Source organism: Sphingomonas sanguinis NBRC 13937 (assembly GCF_001591005.1).
Taxonomy (GTDB): Bacteria; Pseudomonadota; Alphaproteobacteria; order Sphingomonadales; family Sphingomonadaceae; genus Sphingomonas; species Sphingomonas sanguinis.
In genome coordinates this window covers 22851-40669 of sequence record NZ_BCTY01000005.1, presented here as the reverse complement: position 1 = coordinate 40669, position 17819 = coordinate 22851, and the positions used below count along the sequence as shown (strand labels likewise).

Here is a 17819-nt window from a genome sequence, read left to right as displayed (position 1 = left end):
CTTCAAGGCTGATGTAGGAGCATCGTTACGTGACCGCAATCATCGACATCCACGCGCGTCAAATCCTGGACAGCCGGGGCAATCCCACCGTCGAGGTGGACGTGCTCCTCGAAGACGGCAGCTTTGGCCGTGCCGCCGTGCCATCGGGCGCGTCTACCGGCGCGCACGAGGCGGTCGAGAAACGCGACGGCGACAAGAGCCGCTGGATGGGCAAGGGCGTCGAGGCGGCGGTCGAGGCGGTCAATGACGAGATTACCGACGCGATCCTGGGCATGGATGCCGAGGACCAGGCCGATCTCGACCGCACGATGATCGAACTGGACGGCACCGAGAACAAGGGGCGCCTGGGCGCCAACGCGATCCTGGGCGTCAGCCTGGCAGCGGCCAAAGCCGCGGCCGAGGCGCGCGGCCTGCCGCTCTACAAGTATGTCGGGGGCGTCTCGGCGCATCTGCTGCCGGTGCCTATGATGAACATCATCAACGGCGGCGAACATGCCGACAATCCGATCGACTTCCAGGAATTCATGATCATGCCGGTCGGTGCGGCGAACATCATGGAAGCGGTCCGCTGCGGCTCGGAAATCTTCCACACGCTGAAGAAGGCGCTGCACGAAAAGGGTCTGGCGACCGGCGTGGGCGACGAGGGCGGCTTCGCTCCCAACATCGCGTCCACCAACGAAGCGCTCGACTTCATCATGGCCTCTGTCGAGAAGGCTGGGTACAAGCCGGGCGACGACGTGATGATCGCACTCGACTGCGCGGCGACCGAGTTCTTCAAGGACGGCAAGTACAATATCTCGGGCGAGGGCAAGATCCTGTCGAGCCATGAGATGGCCGAGTATCTGGCGAACCTGACCCGCCAGTATCCGATCCTGTCGATCGAGGACGGCATGGCCGAGGACGATTGGGAGGGCTGGAAGGCGCTGACCGATCTGATCGGCGACAAGGTGCAGCTGGTCGGCGACGATCTGTTCGTCACCAACCCGAAGCGCCTGAAGAAGGGCATCGAGGGCGGCTATGCCAACTCGCTGCTGGTGAAGGTCAACCAGATCGGCACGCTGACCGAGACGCTGGAGGCCGTGTCGCTGGCGCAGCGTTCGCGCTATACCGCCGTCATGTCGCACCGTTCGGGCGAAACCGAGGACGCGACCATCGCCGACCTGGCGGTCGCCACCAACTGCGGTCAGATCAAGACCGGCTCGCTGGCGCGGTCGGACCGGCTCGCCAAATACAACCAGCTGATCCGCATCGAGGAAGAGCTGGGCGACTCGGCACGTTATGCCGGTCGCGATATCCTGATCCGCGCTTGAAATCGAAGGGCGACGGTACGATTATGCGAAGCGTGACCAGAAAGACGTCGCCCTTTATCCGCACCATGCAGCGGGCCGCCTTGCCCGCTCTGGGGCTGACGATCGTTGCGTTCTTCGGTGCCTATGCGGTGCTGGGACGCAATGGCCTGCTCGCTTATGGCGAGTATCAGCGGCAGTTGGTGAAGCGCGAGCATGACTATGCCGCACTCGACAAGAAGCGGACGGTCCTGAAGAACCGCGTCGCGCTACTCGACCCCGATCATGCCAATCCCGACATGGTTGACGAGATGGTGCGCAAGGAACTGAACGTCGCTCACCCCGACGAGGTGATCGTTCCGCTGAAATGAGAAAGGGCGGCCCGGAAAGGCCGCCCTTTTCGTTTAACGTCCCAGGAAGGTCAGCAGATCGTCGGTCAGACGATCGCTATGCGTCACGTTCAGGCCATGCGGCGCGCCGTCATATTCGACGAGTTGCGCCTGGGCGATGCCCTCGGCCGCCGCCCGACCCGCCGCATCGATCGGCACGGTCTGGTCACCGGTGCCATGGATGATCAGCGTCGGCACACGGAATGCCGACAGATCGGGCCGGAAGTCGGTCTGGCTGAACGACTCGGCACAGGCGAGGGTCGGCTTGAGTCCCGCCTGCATCGCTACACTCGTCGCCCAGTCGAGCACCTCGTCGCTGACGGGGCTGGAGATGTAGCCGACGCCGAAGAACTGTTTGAAGAAGGTATGGCGCAGGAAGTGCGCGCGGTCGTCGCGCAGACCCTGGCCGATCTGGTCGAATACCGACTGTTCGGTGCCGTTCGGATTGTCCTCGGTCTTCAGCATATAGGGCACGACCGATGCGATCAGCCCGGCCGCGATGACGCCCTTGCCGTCATGGCGGCTCATATAACGTGCGACCTCGCCACCGCCCATCGAGAAGCCGATGACGGCGGCATCCTGTGCGCCCGTCGCCTCCAGCACATCGGCGAGATCGTCCGACAGCGTATCGTAATCATAACCCGACCAGGGCTGGCCCGAGCGACCGAATCCACGCCGGTCATAGGCAATCGCACGAAAGCCTGCCTCGGCCAGCGCCATCATCTGCGCATCCCACATATCGGCCGATAGCGGCCAGCCATGGAGGAGAACCACGGGGCGCCCTTCACCCCAGTCCTTGACGTAAATATCGGTGCCGTCGCGCGTCTTTACATATGGCATGGTCTGCTCCTGCACGGTGCTGCGGTAATGCGCGGGCTGAACGGGCAGGCTCGCCAAGCCGTTCCGTCCGTGGTGCGGCATCACATCGCCCTGAAGCGCATCAATTTCAGGGATTTCCGATAGGGCCGATCAAGGGCGCAATATTGCGTCGCCCATGGTTGCCAGTGCCGCGTGACAAGGTAACATCCCCTCCATTCGCGAATGGAACGGAGCAGAACGAAAATGCGGGGATGGCGTGGACTGCTGGCGGGGACGATGCTGGCCGGACAGCTTGTGGCGGGGGCTGCCATGGCGCAGACCGGCGCCATGACTGACAATGATCCCTATATCTGGCTGGAGGACAAGGACGGCGCCAAGTCGCTGGCCTGGGTCGAGGCCGAAAATGCCAAGACGCTGCCGCGGCTGCAGAATGATCCGCGCTATCAGACCTTCTATGGCGAAGCGCTGGCCATCGCGTCCGCCAAGGACCGTATTCCGATGCCCGGCCAGCTTTACGGTCGCATCGTCAATTTCTGGCGCGATGCCGATCATCCGCAGGGGCTTTGGCGCTATACGACCGAGGCGGACTATGCGTCGGCCAACCCGAAATGGACCACGCTGCTCGACCTCGATGCTCTGAGCAAGGCGGAGGGCAAGAAGTGGGTCTGGAAGGGCCTGACCTGCCTCAGCCCCGAGGATCGGCTGTGCCTGATCGCCCTGTCGGAGGGCGGCGAGGATGCGATCGAGTATCGCGAGTTCGACATGGAGACGGGGCAGTTCGTACCCAACGGCTTCCGCCTGTCGACCTCGAAGCAGGGCGCAAGCTGGCTCGACAAGGACACGCTGCTGGTCAGCCGTGACTGGGGGCAGGGGACGCTGACCAAGTCGAGCTATCCCTTTGTCGTGAAGATGGTGAAGCGTGGCCAGCCACTGGAACAGGCGACCGAAATCTATCGCGGCGCACCGACCGACGAGCTGGGCACCTATGCGGCTGTGCTGACCGACGCCCAGGGTCACCGTGCCGTGGTGATCGAGCGTCGCAAGACCTTTTTCGGTGGCGACAAGCTGTTCTGGACGCCAACCGGCGGGGCCAAGCCGATCGCCATGCCCGCGCGCGCCTTCCCCTCGGGGCTGGTCGATGGCCGGGTGATCTTCCAGACCAGCGACGCCTGGGGCGAGCATCCGGCCGGTTCGGTCGTGTGGGCGCCGCTGTCCGAGCTGGAGGCCGGGACGATCACCCCGCGCACCTTGTTCACGCCCACCGATCGCCAGGCCGTCGAGGGCGTGTCGACGACCAAGGATCGGGTTGTCGTGACCTATATCGACAATGTTCGCGGCCGGGCGAGCGTCTTCGCGCCGACGTTGACCGGCTGGTCGGCCTCGGCGGTGCAGGTGCCTGACAACATGGCGGTGGACGTGGTCAGCACGAGTGACCGGTCGGACATCGTCTATCTCTCGACCGCTGGCTTCACCACGCCGACCGTCCTCTCCCGCTTCGATGCCAGCCGCCCGGCTGCGCCGCAGGTGTTGAAGACGCTGCCTGCGCGCTTCGATGCGGCGGGGACGACGGTTCATCAATATGAGGCGACCTCGACCGACGGGACGAAAATTCCCTATTTCGTCGTGCTGCCCAAGGGTGCGAAGCTCGACGGGACGGTACCGACGCTGATGACGGCCTATGGCGGGTTCGAGGTTGCGCGGCTGCCCAGCTATCTGGGCTCGACCGGCAAGATCTGGACCGAGCGGGGCGGGGCCTATGTCCTGGCCAATATCCGGGGCGGCGGCGAGTTCGGGCCGAAATGGCATGACGCGGGCCGCAAGACCAAGCGGCAGGTCATCTATGACGACTTTGCGAGCGTGGCGAAGGACCTGTTCGCGCGGAAGATCACCAATCCGCAGAAACTGGGCATCTATGGCGGCTCGAACGGCGGCCTGCTGATGGGCGTCGAACTGACCCAGCATCCCGATCTATGGAAGGCTGTGACCATCCAGGTGCCGCTGCTCGACATGGTTCGTTATCAGAAGATCGCGGCGGGCGATTCGTGGAAGGACGAATATGGCTCGATCGACGTGCCTGAAGAGGCCGCGTTCCTGCGCAAGATTTCGCCCTATGCCAATATCCGCAAGGGCGTGGCCTATCCCGAGCCCTATATCTGGACGACGACCAAGGACGATCGCGTCGGCCCGCAACATGCGCGCAAGTTCGCGGCGCGGCTGGCCGAATATGGCATCCCCTATCTCTTCTACGAAGATACGGCGGGCGGGCATTCGGGCGATGCCGACATCGCGCAGGGTGCACGCTTGAGCGCGCAGCAGATGGTCTATTTCGCGCAGAAATTGATGGATAGCCCCAAACGCTGATGAGCGCAGGCCGGGCGGTGGCGTCGCCCGGCCTTTTCGCCTATGACGTATGCGGCAATATTCCGCTTGCTGCATTGCGGCAGGATGGGCAAATGCGGGGCATGACCGATATGTCGACGACCGAGCGCCGTCCGGCTGAGCCGGCGGCAGGCGCTCCCGCCATCATCTTTGAAGCGATCGTCAAGATGCAGGCGGTATCCGCCATGTACAATCGCGGCGAGGTGGTGCTGGCGCCCCATGTGATCTTCACGCGCCATGACGAACTATACGTCGACGCGACCACCATCGAGCGCGACGGCAAGCCTCCGCGCGAGGAAAAGATGGGGACGTTCAAGCTGGCCGGGCTGGGCTCGCTCCGCCTGACGCCGCGTCGCTTTGCCGCCAGTGCGCTGTTCGAGCGCGATGCCGAGAAATATCAGAACGCCGCGCTGATGATGATCGAGCCGGCCTGAACCCATTCGTAGAACGCCGCCCGCACCGGGATGCGGGCGGCGTCTTTATCGTCAGCGACAGCGGACCTGGTTCTGGTCAATCGACCGCCCCGCCAGTGCGCCACCGGCTGCGCCGAGCAGCGTCGCGATCGTGCTGCTGCGCCCGCCGACCAGATTGCCCAGGATACCACCGGCCGCGCCGCCGATGATCAGGCCGGTTGTGCCGTCCGAGCGGCGGCAATAATAGCGGCCATCGGTCCCAGCATAGACCCGGTCCTGTGCCTGGAGCACGCGCTCGCGATATTGCGGGCCTTCGCGATAATCGCCGACCGGATCGTAATAGGGCTCGGCATTGCGATCATAGCCATCGGCGGGCACCGGCGGCGCAACGCGGTAGCCGCCCGGACCGGGGCCCGGAGGGGGCGGGGGCGGCGCATAGCCGTCATTGCCATAGTCGCGGCCCATGCGCGACATGTAGAGGTTCACCTCCTGGTGATAGAGCTGATATTCCCGGTCGAACCGCGCCTGCGCCGCGCGGAAGCGTGCATCGTCGGCCGCGCTCTGCGCGCTTGCGGGTATCGCCGTCATGGTGACGGCGGCGGTCATCATTGCGATGGTCAGATGACGAAAGCCCATCGGTCCTGTCCCTCCAAAGCCCGGACAATCGGGTTGAGGAGACCGATACGGATGCGAACTGATATGGTTCCTGAACGGGCGATCCAGTCCTTCCCCTCACGAGGTGGGGAAGGACCATCTTCCGCCTCACCCCTTGGTGATGAAGCTGTCCATCACCCGTTTGCGCCCGGCCTGCTCGAAATCGATCTCCAGCTTGTTGCCCTCGATCGCCGCGATGTCGCCATAACCGAACTTCTGGTGGAACACCCGTTCGCCGACGCTCAGATCGCCGCGCCCCTTCTGCCCCAGGCCGACCGAGGGCGAGCGCGACTCGACGATGCGGGCGGGACGCGCGGGCTGAGCGGCCTGGCCGGTCGCGGCACGCTGCCAGCCGGGGCCGCGCCCCGTACCGCGCGCGACGTTGGCGAAGGGGTCGGCATGTTCGGACCAGTTGGCGCGCCACAGGCTTTCGCCGCCGGTCATGCTGGTCTCGCTCTCGATATGCTCCGGCGGCAGTTCGCCGACGAAGCGGCTGGGCAGGCTGGAGGTCCACTGGCCGTAGATGCGGCGATTGGCGGCATGGAGGATGATCGCCTTGCGCCGCGCCCGCGTGATCGCGACATAGGCGAGGCGACGCTCTTCCTCCAGACTGCGTGTGCCGCCCTCATCGATGGCGCGCTGTGACGGGAACAGCCCTTCTTCCCATCCCGCCAGAAACACGGTGTCGAATTCCAGCCCCTTGGCGGCGTGGATCGTCATGATCGTCACCTCCGGCTCGCGCTGGTCGCCGTCGCGGTCCATGACCAGCGCCACATGCTCCAGAAACGCGCCGAGCGACTCGTAATCCTCCATCGCGCGGACGAGTTCGGACAGGTTCTCCAACCGCCCCGCCGCCTCGGCCGACTTTTCGTTCTGGTACATGGCGGTGTAACCGCTCTCATCGAGCATCTGCCGTGCGAGTTCGGCGTGCGGCAGGTCGCGCGCCATGTCGCGCCAGCGGGCGATGTCGCCGATCAGGTTGCCCAGGCTGCGCCGCGCCTGCGGGGTCAGTTCGTCGGTGTCGAGGATACGCGCCGACGCGATGGTCAGCGGCAGGTCCTCGGCACGGGCGAGTTGATGGATTTTGGCCAGCGCCTTGTCGCCCAGGCCGCGCTTGGGCACGTTGACGATCCGCTCGAACGCCAGATCGTCGGACGGCTGGTTGACCACCCGCAAATAGGCCAGCGCATCGCGGATTTCGGCCCGTTCGTAGAAACGAAACCCGCCGACGATCCGGTACGGCATTCCGATGGCGATGAACCGGTCCTCGAATTCGCGGGTCTGGTGCGACGCGCGAACGAGGATGGCGATGTCGCCATAGGACGTGCCGGAGCGCCGCGCCGACTCGATCTCTTCGCCGACGCGGCGCGCTTCCTCCGGTCCATCCCACACGCCGAGCACCCGGACCTTCTCGCCGACGTCGAGTTCGGTCCAAAGCGTCTTGCCCAGCCGCCCGCCATTATTGGCGATGACGCCGGACGCCGCACCCAGGATATGCGGGGTCGACCGATAATTCTGTTCCAGCCGGATGACCTTGGCGCCGGGAAAGTCCCGCTCGAACCGCAGGATATTCTCGACCTGCGCACCGCGCCACGAATAGATGGACTGGTCGTCGTCGCCGACGCACGCGATATTCTTGCGGGCCTGGGCGAGCAGCCGCAGCCAGAGATACTGGACGCTGTTGGTGTCCTGATACTCGTCCACCATGATATAGCGGAAACGCTGCTGATAATGCTCCAGCACGTCGCGGTGCGTCTTCAGGATGGTGAGCATGTGGAGCAGCAGGTCGCCAAAGTCGCAGGCGTTCACGCTGCGCAGCCGTTCCTGATATTGGCGATAGAGTTCCGCCCCCTGGCCATTGGCATAACGCTCGGCCTCGCCCGCATCGATATCGGCCGGGACCAGCCCCTTGTTCTTCCACTCGTCGATCAGGCCGCCGAGCGCGCGGGCGGGAAAGCGCTTCTCGTCGATGTCCGCCGCGACGATCAACTGCTTGAGCAGGCGCAGCTGGTCATCGGTATCGAGGATCGTGAAATTGGATTGCAGCCCGACCAGCTCGGCATGGCGGCGCAGCATCTTCGCGCCGATCGCATGAAAGGTGCCCAGCCACGGCATCCCCTCCACCGCATCGCCGACCAGGCGACCGACGCGCTCGCGCATCTCCTTGGCGGCCTTGTTGGTGAAGGTGACCGACAGGATTTCGGACGGCCATGCCTTTCGCGTGTACAGCAGATGCGCCAGCCGCGCGGTCAGCGCCGCCGTCTTGCCCGTTCCTGCTCCCGCCAGCACCAGTACCGGGCCGTCGGTCGTCAGCACCGCCTCACGCTGCGCCGGATTGAGGCTCCGCAGATAGGGATAGTCGGTCGACAGCGCGGCGGGATCGGAGGGGGAGACGGTCATCGCGAACAGTTAGGGAACGTTTGCAACCGGGGCAACCACCAGCGTCATCGAAGACCACTTGTTTCATCGCGAGACTCGTCATGATGACGACTTGTTCACGACGCGAAAGCGACATGCGTCGCCCCTAATGGCGCGGCGTGCCGACGAGCATCGGGGTGCCGCAGCGGTTCCCACGACGCCGCGACGGGCACGTCCCGATGCAGGAGCAACACCCGATGAAAATCTTCACGGCGGCCGCCTTTGCGGCCTCTCTTTTCGCGTCTGTCGCTGTTCATGCCGAGGAGCGCGAAACCGTCTCCATGACCGTTCGTCACGGTGATCTTGACCTCCGTCGCGCCGATCACCGCGCCCAGCTCGACGCGCGTATCCGTCGGGCGGCGATGATCGCCTGCGGGACGGTGACGGCCGACCTGCGCCAGAATGACGACATCGCCCGCTGTCGTCGCGAGATGACGGCCGATGCGGCGGTGAAGGTTGCGGCGCTGTCGCCGTCGCATGTCCAGCTCGCAAGCAATCACTAAGATCGGTCTTTACGCACGACTGGGCGACCCGCCAGGGCACCCGGTCGTGTTCGGCCGCCGGTCCGTGCTGGACCGATCGTCATCAAAATGTCACTCGAAGGGCGCAACGGATCATCACCATGACAGCTCAAGCGCTCGCCGGTGGCCAATCCGAATCCCGCACTCGCGGACCGCGTCTCGACGCCGGACTTCATCCGATGGGGCGATGGCTCTTTGCCGCGCTGCTGGTCGGCGGCCTGCTTTATGCGGGCTATAGCGTCGCGATCGACACCGCGCGTGTCGGCGAACCGATGGCGATGGGTGTCTTCGCCTTTCTGGGCCTCGCCCTGCTGATCGCGCTCGGCTTCGAGTTCGTGAACGGATTTCACGACACCGCCAATGCGGTCGCGACGGTCATCTACACCCATTCGATGCCCGCGCCGCTGGCGGTCGTCTGGTCGGGTTTCTTCAATTTCCTCGGCGTCGTGACCTCGACAGGGGCGGTCGCCTATTCGATCATCACACTGTTGCCGATCGACCTGATGCTGCATGTCGGCTCGGCAGGCGGGTTTGCGATGATCTTCGCGCTGCTGCTGGCTGCCGTGTTGTGGAACCTCGCCACCTGGGCGGTGGGCCTGCCCAATTCGTCGAGCCATGCGCTGATCGGCTCGATCCTTGGCGTCGGACTTGCCAACCAGCTGCTATCGAACATCCCCGGCACCTCGGGGGTCGATATGGCGCAGGTGCAAAAGGTCCTGTCGGCGCTGTTCTTCAGCCCGCTGATCGGTTTTGTCGGCGCGCTGATGCTTCTCCTCCTGATGAAGCGATTTCTGCGCGACAAGCAGCTCTATCGCGAGCCCGAGGGCGATACGCCGCCGCCGCGTGGCATCCGCGCTTTGCTGATCTTCACCTGCACGGCGGTCAGCTTCGCGCATGGTGGCAATGACGGGCAGAAGGGCATGGGCCTGATCATGTTGATCCTGATCGGCTGCGCACCGACCGCCTATGCGCTCAACCGCACGCTGCCCCAGAGCGCGATGCCTGCCTTCGTGCGCAGCGCCCAGATCGCCGCCTCGGCCTATGCCGCGCATGGAACGCCGGGCGCGCTGTCGGTCGATCGTGCCCGCGAGGCGGTGGTCGACGGCGTCCGCACCAAGGCCATTGACAAGCCGGAGGTCTATGCCGGCCTGTCGGTCCTGTCGCGCGATATCGGCGACCGGATCGAGGATTACGGCACCTTCAGCCGCGTGCCAGCTGCCATCGTGCCGAACCTGCGCAACGACATGTATCTCGTCCTCGACACCACCCGCATGGTGACCAAGAGCGAAGGCGCCAAGCAGCGCTTCACCGCCGCCGAGATCGATTCGCTCAACGGCTATTCCGCCTCGCTGGAGCGCGGCACCCGCTATATCCCGCTCTGGGTGAAGGTCACCGTGGCGCTGGCGCTGGGGCTGGGGACGATGGTCGGCTGGCGGCGGATCGTGGTGACGGTCGGTGAACGGATCGGCAAGACGCACCTGACCTATGGCATGGGTGCCGCAGCCGAACTGGTGACCGCCGCGACGATCTTCGGGGCCGAATATATCGGTCGTCCGGTATCGACGACCCATATCCTCACCTCCGGCGTCGCGGGCGCGTCGGTGGCCAATGGCGCGGGGCTGCAGTTTCGGACGATCCGCAACATGCTGCTCGCCTGGGTCCTGACGCTGCCCGCCGCGATGCTGCTGTCGGGCACGCTGTACTGGCTGCTGCTGCAATTCGCGGGAGCGGTCGCGGGCTGAGTCGGATAAATCGGGCGGCGGGGTCTTTACGCGGCCCGTCGGCTTCTGCACGAGCAGGGCATGACCCCAGCATCGCCCGTGTCGCATCGTCATATCCTGCTCGCCAGCCTGACCGGCACGGCGGTCGAGTTCTACGATTTCTATATCTATGCGACCGCGGCGGCGCTGGTGTTCGGCCCGCTCTTCTTCCCGGCGTCCTCGGCCACGGCGCAGTTGCTGCTTTCCTATGCTAGCTTCGGGCTGGCCTTTGTCGCACGGCCGGTCGGTGCCATCGCGTTCGGGCATTTCGGCGACCGGGTAGGGCGTAAGTCCACCCTGGTCGTCAGCCTGATGCTGATGGGCGGCTCGACCGTCGCCATCGCCTTCCTGCCCACCTATGCCCAGGCCGGATGGATCGCACCGCTGCTGCTGTGCCTGGCGCGGTTGGGGCAAGGGCTGGGGCTGGGCGGCGAATGGGGCGGCGCGGCATTGCTCGCCGTCGAGAATGCACCGCCCGGCAAGCGCAATACCTGGGGCATGTTCCCACCGCTGGGCGCGCCGGTCGGCTTCCTCCTGGCCAATGGCTTCTTCCTGATCCTGGGCCTGATCCTGACCGACGACCAGTTTCGCGCCTGGGGCTGGCGTCTGCCCTTCCTGGCCAGCGCGGTGCTGGTGATGCTGGGCCTGTGGGTGCGGTTGCGCCTGACCGAGACGCCCGATTTTGCCGAGGCCAAGCAAAGCGACGCACTACCCCGGGTTCCGATCGCCACGTTGCTCAGCGGCCATGGCCGTGCGCTGCTGGCGGGGACGGGCGGGGTCATCGCCTGTTTCGCCATCTTCTACCTCGCGACCGCCTTTGCGCTGGGTTACGGCACTACTGTCCTCGGCTATCCGCGCGAGGCGTTCCTAGGGGTTCAGCTGGTCGCGATCCTGTTCCTCGCGCTGGGCGTGATCGTCTCGAGCATCATGGCCGATCGGCGCGGTGCTCCTGCGATGCTGAAGATTGGGTTTGCTGGCTGTGTGCTCATCGGGATCGTCATGGGGCCGATGCTGGGATCGGGATCGCTGGCCGTGGTCTTCGTCTGGCTGGCGATGGCGCTGTTCGTGATGGGGTTCGCCTATGGTCCGCTCGGCGGCTGGCTGCCCGCGCTGTTTCCGGCGGGGGTGCGCTATACCGGCGTGTCGATGACCTTCAATCTGGGCGGCATCATCGGCGGGGCGCTGGCGCCCATCGCCGCCCAGGCGCTGACCGAGCGGGGCGGGCTGAACTTTGTCGGCGGCTATCTGGTCGCCGCCGGTCTGCTCAGCCTCGCCGGAACGGCCCTGGTGCGGGGCCCCGCGCTCGTTCAGCCCTGACGCAACAGGGTCAGCCGCGCCTTGCCGTGAACGCGCGAGGCGTCGACGGTGAAGCCTGGCATGGTGATCTCCTCCTGCTTGGCGGTTTCGATGCTGATCCAGGTGCCCGCGCCGACCCAGCCGAGCCGCGCCAGCTTGTCGAGCGCGACGCTGCCCGCGCCTGTGCCATAAGGCGGGTCCATCAGGATCAGGTCGAGCGGCGCGCGCGCCGGCCCCAACGCCATGACCGAGGTCGCGCGCACATCGCCCTGCGCCTCCAGCTTGGCGAGGTTCGCGCGAAGGGCGTCGAGCGCGGCCTTGTCCTGCTCGACGAACAGGCAGGACGCCGCCCCCCGCGACAAAGCCTCGATCCCCAGCGCGCCGGAGCCCGCGAAGAAATCGCCGACCGCCAGCCCCTCGAAATCGCCCAGCCGCGCGGTCAGCATCGAGAAAAGCGCCTCCCGCGTCCGATCGGCGGTGGGACGGGTCACGTCACCCTTGGGCGCGACCAGCGGGCGGCCCCGCCATTGTCCGGCAATGACGCGCATCAGCGGTTACCTCCCGGCCGACCAGGCCGTGAGCCGCCGCCGCCGGGCCTACCGCCGCGCGTACCCGGCTTGGCCGGACCACCGGAGCGACCGGACGGACCTTGCCCGCCGCGCGATGGCCGCGCGGGACGATCGCCGCGATCTTCGCTGCGAAACGGGCGGTCGCCGGACTTGGCGAAGGGCTTTGCCTCTGACCGCGAGCGACCGGGGCGGGCCGCGTCGCCATAGGCCGAACTCCGTCCCGCATCGTCGCGGCGGGGACGGTCAGTGGCCCCACTACGTGGCGGCCGCGCCGCACGATCGCTGCGATCCTCGCTGCGAAACGGGCGGTCGCCCGATTTGGCGAAGGGCTTGGCGTCCGACCGAGGACGAGCGGGGCGGGCAGAACGGTCACTGCGATCATCGCCGCGAACCGGCCGCTTGCCGGACTTGGCGAACGGCTTCGCCTCCGACCGCGAGCGACCGGGGCGGGTCGCATCGCCATAGGCCGAGCTGCGCCCGGCATCCTCGCGGCGGGGACGGTCGGTGGCGCCGCCACGGGGTGACCGTGCGGGACGCTCGGCGCGATCGTCGCTGCGGAAGGACCGCTCACGCGTCGGGTGCGACCGATCACCCGTCTGGGCCTTCCCCTCGGGGCGGGCACGCTGCGTGCGAGGTCCGTCCTGTGCCACGCCGCGATCCTGCCGCTTCGGCGCACCGCCATCGAGGGGGGCACTCCGGATCGGACGATCGCTGGGCGTCCGCGCCGGGGGCGCTCGGAAGCCGGGCTTCACCTTCGGGGGCTTGATCGCGTCAGCCGGAATCCCGCCTTCCAGCGTGCGACGGAACTCGACGATGTCATATCCCTTGACCTCGCCGATCTCGCCGACCGGCAGATCGTCGAGCAGGAAGGGGCCATAGCGAAGCCGGATCAACCGGCTGACCTGCAGCCCCAAATGTTCCAGCACGCGGCGAACCTCGCGGTTCTTGCCTTCGCGCAGGGTCATCTCGATCCAGACATTGGCACCCGTCCGCCGCTCCAGATTGGCGTCGATCTGGCCATAGCGGATGCCATCGATCTCGATGCCGTGGATCAGCTCTTCCAGCTGCGCCTGGGTGATGTCGCCGTACGCGCGGGCGCGATAGGTGCGCTCGACGCCCGTGGCGGGCAACTCCAGCTGGCGCTTGAAGCCGCCATCGGTGGTCAGCAGCAACAGTCCCTCGGTATTGAGGTCGAGCCGCCCAACGGGCATCAGGCGCGGCAGCCCCTCGGGCAGGCGATCATAGATGGTCGGGCGCCCGGCGGGATCGTGCTCGGTGACGAGCAGACCGGTCGGCTTGTGATAGAGGAACAGCCGGGTCGGCTCGGGCGCGGCGACGGGCTGGCCGTCGACGGTGATGCCGTCGAGCGTGGAAAGCAGCGTCGCGGGCGTGTCGATCGTCGTGCCGTTCAGGGCGATCCGCCCGTCGGCGATCATCCGCTCGATCTCGCGACGCGACGCGACTCCGGCCCGGGCCAGCAGCTTGGCGATACGTTGATCTGATGTCATGATCGACGCTGATACAGACGCAATGCGCCAAAGGAAATTAATTGCGTCGTTTCGCCGCAACGGCGCGTTACGGCAATCAGAACGGGGCAGGAAAGACGGGCCGGTACAGGGATGAGACTCTTCGGGCGAAAGAAGCGACAGCTCGTCAAGCTGCTGGTCGTCGAAGACGAGCCGCTCGTCGCGTTCGATAACGAACACGCCCTGACCGACGCTGATTACGAAATCGTCGCGACGGTCGACCGGGCAAGCAAGGCGGTGGCCGTGATCGAAAGCGGCGTGGCGATCGACCTGGTGCTGGCCGATGTCCGTCTGGCCGACGGTAGTGGCATCGACGTCGCCCAGGCCGCGCATGGCCGCGACATCCCAGTCCTGTTCATTACCGGCACGCCGCCCGACGGGGCCGAGCATCTGGCCGAGGGCATATTGATGAAGCCCTATGGTTCGCGCGAACTGCTCGCCGCGATCGAGGTGATCGAAGAGCGGCGCGGCGGCCGGACACCTGCGCGCTTGCCCTCCGGCTTTCGGCTGTTTGCCCGCGCCTGAGGGCACGAACCCGACACCGCGCCCGTTGCCCGCATGGTCCAAGCCCGATAGGGTCCGGCCTTTGGTTCGATGCGGACGGATTTCCTTATGACGAGTGGGCGTTGGGTGGATGGCGTGCGGCCCTATGTCGAGCGGGCCCCGCTGGCCGCGCTGGCGCTGGGTATATCCTCCGCCTTTCCGCTGACGATGATCAACTCGACCCTGGCGAGCCGCCTGGCCGAAGCGGGCATCGAGAAGAAGAGCGTGACCGCCTTCGCGCTCGTCATCCTGGCTTATAATCTCAAATGGCTCTGGGCTTGGATCGTGGAGGGGGTGAAGATCCCGCTGCTCCATCGCCTGGGCCAGCGCGTGTCATGGCTATTCGTCGTGGCCGTGCTGGTCTGCGTGGCGGCGGTGGGACTGGGGCTGTCCGATCCCAAGGTATCGCTGGCGCAGACTGCTTTGGCCGCAATCGCGCTCGGCATCGCGGGGGCAACCTTCGATATCGTGATCGACGCCTATCGCATCGAACTGCTTGAGCCACGCCAGCTGGGCGTGGGCGCAGGTATGAGCCAATATGGCTGGCGTATCGGATCGGCGCTGGTCGCGTCGCTGTCACTCGTCATCGCGACCCGTGCGGGTTGGAGCGTCGCCTATATGGTCAGCTGCGCCTTCGCGCTTCCCGCCGTTCTGACCGCGATCGTCATGGGCGAACCCGAACGGCATCACGAGATCACCGCCAAGCGCCCGGGCGAAGGCGTCGTTCGCGCAGTTGTCGGCCCATTCGCCGAATTCTTCCGGCGGCAGGGCGCAGGCATTATCTTGGCCTTTATCCTGGTGCACAAGATCGGCGACACGCTCGCCAACCTGACCTTCCGGCTGCTGTTCAACGACTTGGGGTTCAGCAAGGACGAGATCGCTTTCTACGATGTCGGCGTCGGTTTCTGGGCGCTGCTGGTCGGCGTGTTCGTCGGCGGCGTAATCTATGCCCGGTTGGGAATGAAGCGTTCGGTCATCATCAGCCTGGTTCTGATGGCGGTGTCCAACCTGTCCTTTGCCGGACTGGCGGCGCTCGGTCATTCCAATCTGGGTATGGCAGGGGCGATCGGGTTCGAGAATTTTTCGAGCGGTATCGGCGGTGTCACCGTCGTCGCCTATTTCTCGGCGCTGACCGACCTGCGTTTCACCGCCGCCCAATATGCGCTGATTTCGGCGGCGGCCAGTATCGTCGGCCGTATCCTCAGCGGCACGACGGCGGGCGCACTGGTCGAGCGCTTTGGCTATGTCGACTTCTATGTGCTGACGACCATCGTGGCCTTGCCGGGCGTCGTCCTGTTCTGGTGGATGGCCCGATCCGGCCTGGTCGACCGCTCGATCGGCAGTGCGGGCGTCGAGGGGGAGGGAGACGCCCGGCAGGAGGCGACCGTCAGTAACTGATCGGTCGCCCCTCATCGGCAAAGGCGGCGCTGACTGCCGCCGCGCTGGCGAGTACACCATCGATGCGCCGCACGCCGAGCAGGTCCGCCATCAGGAAACGGGCCTTTTCGGGGGCAACCTCCATCTGCGCCAGGATGGTCATCAACGCCGCCTCCGCCGCCGTCATCCGACCGCAGCAACACGGGGCGATGGCGATCTGGCCCGTCGCGTGAGCGGCCAGGTCCGCCATCAGCGCGCGCATAAGCACCAGCGGCCGCCGGAAATCCTGTCCGAACACGGTGAACAACGTATGCGCCGCCCGCGCATCGGCCAGACCATGCGCACCCATCCGGCGAACGGCGAACAGCGCAATCCGGGCGTGGGGGCAGGCCGGCAGCATATGCGGAAGGGCTGCGGCAAGGGTCTGGGTTTCGGCCATCGGCTTGGGACTCCATGATTATGAGCCCCATGCTAATTCCCCGCTATTGATAGTCAATCGCAAATAAACAGATTGGCGATCACGCTTGACCGTATCAATCCGGCGCTTCGCCGTTCTGCTCCAGAACCTGCCCGGCCAGATACAGCGACCCGGCGATCAGCAGCTGGGCGGGACGACCGAAGCGCTCGGCAATGACGCTCAACGCCGCCGCCGGATCATCGGCCGATAGGGCGTCCATGCCCAAGTCTCGCGCCTGCTGCGCCAGCGCGTCGGGCGCATGGCAGGCATGATGGGGAACCGGCACCGTCACCACCAGATCGACCATCGCGCCCAGCCGCTGGAGCACGGGCCCGGCCTCCTTGTTGGCCAGCATGCCCAGCACCAAAGCACTCGGTCCCTGCGACCGCCAGCGGGCCATGGCCCGCGCGACCGGCGTGGCCGCCGAGGGGTTATGCGCGCCGTCCAGCCAGCACCGACTGCCGTCCGGTAACCGGGCGGTGAGCGGCCCGTGACGCAGCGGCTGCATGCGGGCAGGCCAGCTTGCACGCGTGGCGGCGGCTTGCAGGGCCTGGTCGGGAACCGACACGGCCGATTGATGGCGGATCATGGCGACCGCCAGCGCCAGGTTGCGCGACTGATGCGAACCCGACAAGGCCGGGCGGGGCAGGGTAAGCCTGCCCTGGCGATCCTCGTAACGGATGCCGGTCTTCGTCCTATCGCTCGACCAGTCGCGGCCTCGCGCGAAGACGGGCGCACCCGCTGTCGCAGCGACGGCCTCGATCGCATCGCGCAACGGTGTGGCATAGTCCATCGTGACCAGCGGGATGCCGGACTTGGCAATACCCGCCTTTTCGCGGGCGATGCCGGTCAGGCTGCGGCCGAGAAACGCCTCATGGTCGATGCCAAGCGCAGCGATGCCGCACACGGCCGGGGGCGGCAGGATATTGGTCGCGTCCAGGCGACCGCCCAGCCCGACCTCGATGATCGTCGCGGCCGCCGGAGTGCGGGCGAAGCACAGGAAGGCGGCGGCGGTCGTCACCTCGAAGAAGCTCGCTCCGATACCCTCGGCTTGGGCCAGCACCTCTTCCAGCACCCCTGCCAGCGCCTCATCGTCGATCAGCCGCCCGGCGATGCGGATACGCTCGTTGAAGCGAACCAGGTGCGGGCTGGAATAGACATGCACGCTCTGCCCCGACGCCTCGATCGCGGCGCGCAGAAAGGCGCAGGTCGACCCCTTGCCGTTGGTGCCCGCGACATGGAACACCGGCGGCAGATGAAGCTGGGGGTTGCCCAACCGGGCCAGCAGCGTCGTGATCCGCTCCAGCCCCAGCACGTCCGCACCGGGCGACAAGGCCCAAAGCCGGTCGAGTTGCGCCTGGACGGCCGGGTGATCGGAACGGGCATGATCGGGCATCGGTCGATCCCTATGG

Annotated in this window: 16 protein-coding genes; 9 read left to right on the top strand and 7 right to left on the bottom strand. The window is 66.0% G+C overall.

Features of this window, described 5'->3' with window-relative positions:
* The first annotated feature begins 29 nt into the window (after positions 1-29).
* Complete coding sequence (gene eno / locus SSA01S_RS04370) at positions 30-1310, top strand: phosphopyruvate hydratase (RefSeq protein WP_061779389.1); 1281 nt, start codon at positions 30-32, stop codon at positions 1308-1310.
* A 65-nt stretch (positions 1311-1375) separates the two neighbouring features.
* Positions 1376-1657, top strand: a complete 282-nt coding sequence (locus tag SSA01S_RS04365) for an FtsB family cell division protein (RefSeq protein ID WP_240954765.1) — start codon at positions 1376-1378, stop codon at positions 1655-1657.
* Positions 1658-1690: 33 nt separating this feature from the next.
* On the opposite strand, the gene SSA01S_RS04360 is transcribed toward SSA01S_RS04365, so the two are convergent.
* The gene (locus tag SSA01S_RS04360; RefSeq protein WP_061779451.1) at positions 1691-2515 is read right to left on the bottom strand and encodes an alpha/beta fold hydrolase; all 825 of its coding nucleotides are present in this window, start codon (positions 2513-2515) and stop codon (positions 1691-1693) included.
* A gap of 222 nt (positions 2516-2737) precedes the next feature.
* Here SSA01S_RS04360 and SSA01S_RS04355 point away from each other — a divergent pair, with 222 nt between their 5' ends.
* Together SSA01S_RS04355 and SSA01S_RS04350 are read left to right on the top strand one after the other, a co-directional pair.
* Entirely contained in the window at positions 2738-4855 is a 2118-nt protein-coding gene (locus SSA01S_RS04355) for a prolyl oligopeptidase family serine peptidase (protein WP_061779387.1), read from the top strand.
* Entirely contained in the window at positions 4855-5307 is a 453-nt protein-coding gene (locus tag SSA01S_RS04350) for a hypothetical protein (RefSeq protein ID WP_412549600.1), read from the top strand. Before SSA01S_RS04355 ends, SSA01S_RS04350 begins: the two co-directional genes overlap by 1 nt.
* A 51-nt stretch (positions 5308-5358) precedes the next feature.
* Here SSA01S_RS04350 and SSA01S_RS04345 read toward each other — a convergent pair whose 3' ends face one another.
* Together SSA01S_RS04345 and SSA01S_RS04340 are read right to left on the bottom strand one after the other, a co-directional pair.
* The gene (locus tag SSA01S_RS04345; protein ID WP_061779386.1) at positions 5359-5922 is read right to left on the bottom strand and encodes a glycine zipper 2TM domain-containing protein; all 564 of its coding nucleotides are present in this window, start codon (positions 5920-5922) and stop codon (positions 5359-5361) included.
* A 126-nt stretch (positions 5923-6048) separates the two neighbouring features.
* Entirely contained in the window at positions 6049-8340 is a 2292-nt protein-coding gene (locus SSA01S_RS04340) for an ATP-dependent helicase (RefSeq protein WP_061779385.1), read from the bottom strand.
* Positions 8341-8555: 215 nt separating this feature from the next.
* Between SSA01S_RS04340 and SSA01S_RS04335 the strand changes: the two genes are divergently transcribed.
* The 3 genes from SSA01S_RS04335 (at position 8556) to SSA01S_RS04325 (ending at position 11956) form a co-directional block, all read left to right on the top strand.
* A complete protein-coding gene (locus SSA01S_RS04335) occupies positions 8556-8861 on the top strand; it encodes a UrcA family protein (RefSeq protein ID WP_061779384.1) in 306 nt (101 codons plus the stop codon).
* A gap of 119 nt (positions 8862-8980) precedes the next feature.
* A complete protein-coding gene (locus tag SSA01S_RS04330; RefSeq protein ID WP_061779383.1) occupies positions 8981-10621 on the top strand; it encodes an inorganic phosphate transporter in 1641 nt (546 codons plus the stop codon).
* A 60-nt stretch (positions 10622-10681) separates the two neighbouring features.
* Entirely contained in the window at positions 10682-11956 is a 1275-nt protein-coding gene (locus SSA01S_RS04325; RefSeq protein WP_061779382.1) for an MFS transporter, read from the top strand.
* Here the strand turns inward: SSA01S_RS04325 and rsmD are convergent.
* Together rsmD and SSA01S_RS04315 are read right to left on the bottom strand one after the other, a co-directional pair.
* Positions 11947-12483 carry a 16S rRNA (guanine(966)-N(2))-methyltransferase RsmD gene (gene rsmD, locus SSA01S_RS04320; protein WP_058750972.1) on the bottom strand — a complete coding sequence of 179 codons (537 nt, stop codon included), beginning with the start codon at positions 12481-12483 and terminating at the stop codon, positions 11947-11949. The two genes, SSA01S_RS04325 and rsmD, sit on opposite strands and share 10 nt — an antisense overlap.
* Positions 12483-14012: a pseudouridine synthase gene (locus SSA01S_RS04315; protein WP_061779381.1), complete on the bottom strand. Its 1530-nt coding sequence runs from the start codon at positions 14010-14012 to the stop codon at positions 12483-12485. The genes rsmD and SSA01S_RS04315 overlap by 1 nt, the downstream gene beginning before the upstream one ends.
* A 111-nt stretch (positions 14013-14123) precedes the next feature.
* Between SSA01S_RS04315 and SSA01S_RS04310 the strand changes: the two genes are divergently transcribed.
* Positions 14124-14555 carry a response regulator gene (locus SSA01S_RS04310; protein ID WP_058715977.1) on the top strand — a complete coding sequence of 144 codons (432 nt, stop codon included), beginning with the start codon at positions 14124-14126 and terminating at the stop codon, positions 14553-14555.
* 87 nt (positions 14556-14642) lie between these two features.
* Complete coding sequence (locus SSA01S_RS04305) at positions 14643-15971, top strand: AmpG family muropeptide MFS transporter (protein ID WP_061779450.1); 1329 nt, start codon at positions 14643-14645, stop codon at positions 15969-15971.
* Here the strand turns inward: SSA01S_RS04305 and SSA01S_RS04300 are convergent.
* Both SSA01S_RS04300 and SSA01S_RS04295 read right to left on the bottom strand, forming a co-directional pair.
* Positions 15961-16389, bottom strand: coding sequence for a DUF6628 family protein (locus SSA01S_RS04300; protein WP_061779380.1), 429 nt, complete (start codon positions 16387-16389; stop codon positions 15961-15963). The two genes, SSA01S_RS04305 and SSA01S_RS04300, sit on opposite strands and share 11 nt — an antisense overlap.
* A 94-nt stretch (positions 16390-16483) precedes the next feature.
* On the bottom strand, positions 16484-17803 hold the full coding sequence (locus tag SSA01S_RS04295; protein ID WP_061779379.1) for a bifunctional folylpolyglutamate synthase/dihydrofolate synthase: 1320 nt from the start codon (positions 17801-17803) through the stop codon (positions 16484-16486).
* Positions 17804-17819 lie beyond the last annotated feature (16 nt).

What these genes read in the sequence shown, in the direction of transcription:
- SSA01S_RS04365 (WP_240954765.1), top strand. Translation starts at nt 1,376, where the DNA reads ATGCAGCGGGCCGCCTTGCCCGCTCTGGGGCTGACGATCGTTGCGTTC.
- SSA01S_RS04360 (WP_061779451.1), bottom strand. Translation starts at nt 2,515, where the DNA reads ATGCCATATGTAAAGACGCGCGACGGCACCGATATTTACGTCAAGGAC.
- SSA01S_RS04355 (WP_061779387.1), top strand. Translation starts at nt 2,738, where the DNA reads ATGCGGGGATGGCGTGGACTGCTGGCGGGGACGATGCTGGCCGGACAG.
- SSA01S_RS04350 (WP_412549600.1), top strand. Translation starts at nt 4,855, where the DNA reads ATGAGCGCAGGCCGGGCGGTGGCGTCGCCCGGCCTTTTCGCCTATGAC.
- SSA01S_RS04345 (WP_061779386.1), bottom strand. Translation starts at nt 5,922, where the DNA reads ATGGGCTTTCGTCATCTGACCATCGCAATGATGACCGCCGCCGTCACC.
- SSA01S_RS04340 (WP_061779385.1), bottom strand. Translation starts at nt 8,340, where the DNA reads ATGACCGTCTCCCCCTCCGATCCCGCCGCGCTGTCGACCGACTATCCC.
- SSA01S_RS04335 (WP_061779384.1), top strand. Translation starts at nt 8,556, where the DNA reads ATGAAAATCTTCACGGCGGCCGCCTTTGCGGCCTCTCTTTTCGCGTCT.
- SSA01S_RS04330 (WP_061779383.1), top strand. Translation starts at nt 8,981, where the DNA reads ATGACAGCTCAAGCGCTCGCCGGTGGCCAATCCGAATCCCGCACTCGC.
- SSA01S_RS04325 (WP_061779382.1), top strand. Translation starts at nt 10,682, where the DNA reads ATGACCCCAGCATCGCCCGTGTCGCATCGTCATATCCTGCTCGCCAGC.
- rsmD (WP_058750972.1), bottom strand. Translation starts at nt 12,483, where the DNA reads ATGCGCGTCATTGCCGGACAATGGCGGGGCCGCCCGCTGGTCGCGCCC.
- SSA01S_RS04315 (WP_061779381.1), bottom strand. Translation starts at nt 14,012, where the DNA reads ATGACATCAGATCAACGTATCGCCAAGCTGCTGGCCCGGGCCGGAGTC.
- SSA01S_RS04310 (WP_058715977.1), top strand. Translation starts at nt 14,124, where the DNA reads ATGAGACTCTTCGGGCGAAAGAAGCGACAGCTCGTCAAGCTGCTGGTC.
- SSA01S_RS04305 (WP_061779450.1), top strand. Translation starts at nt 14,643, where the DNA reads ATGACGAGTGGGCGTTGGGTGGATGGCGTGCGGCCCTATGTCGAGCGG.
- SSA01S_RS04300 (WP_061779380.1), bottom strand. Translation starts at nt 16,389, where the DNA reads ATGGCCGAAACCCAGACCCTTGCCGCAGCCCTTCCGCATATGCTGCCG.
- SSA01S_RS04295 (WP_061779379.1), bottom strand. Translation starts at nt 17,803, where the DNA reads ATGCCCGATCATGCCCGTTCCGATCACCCGGCCGTCCAGGCGCAACTC.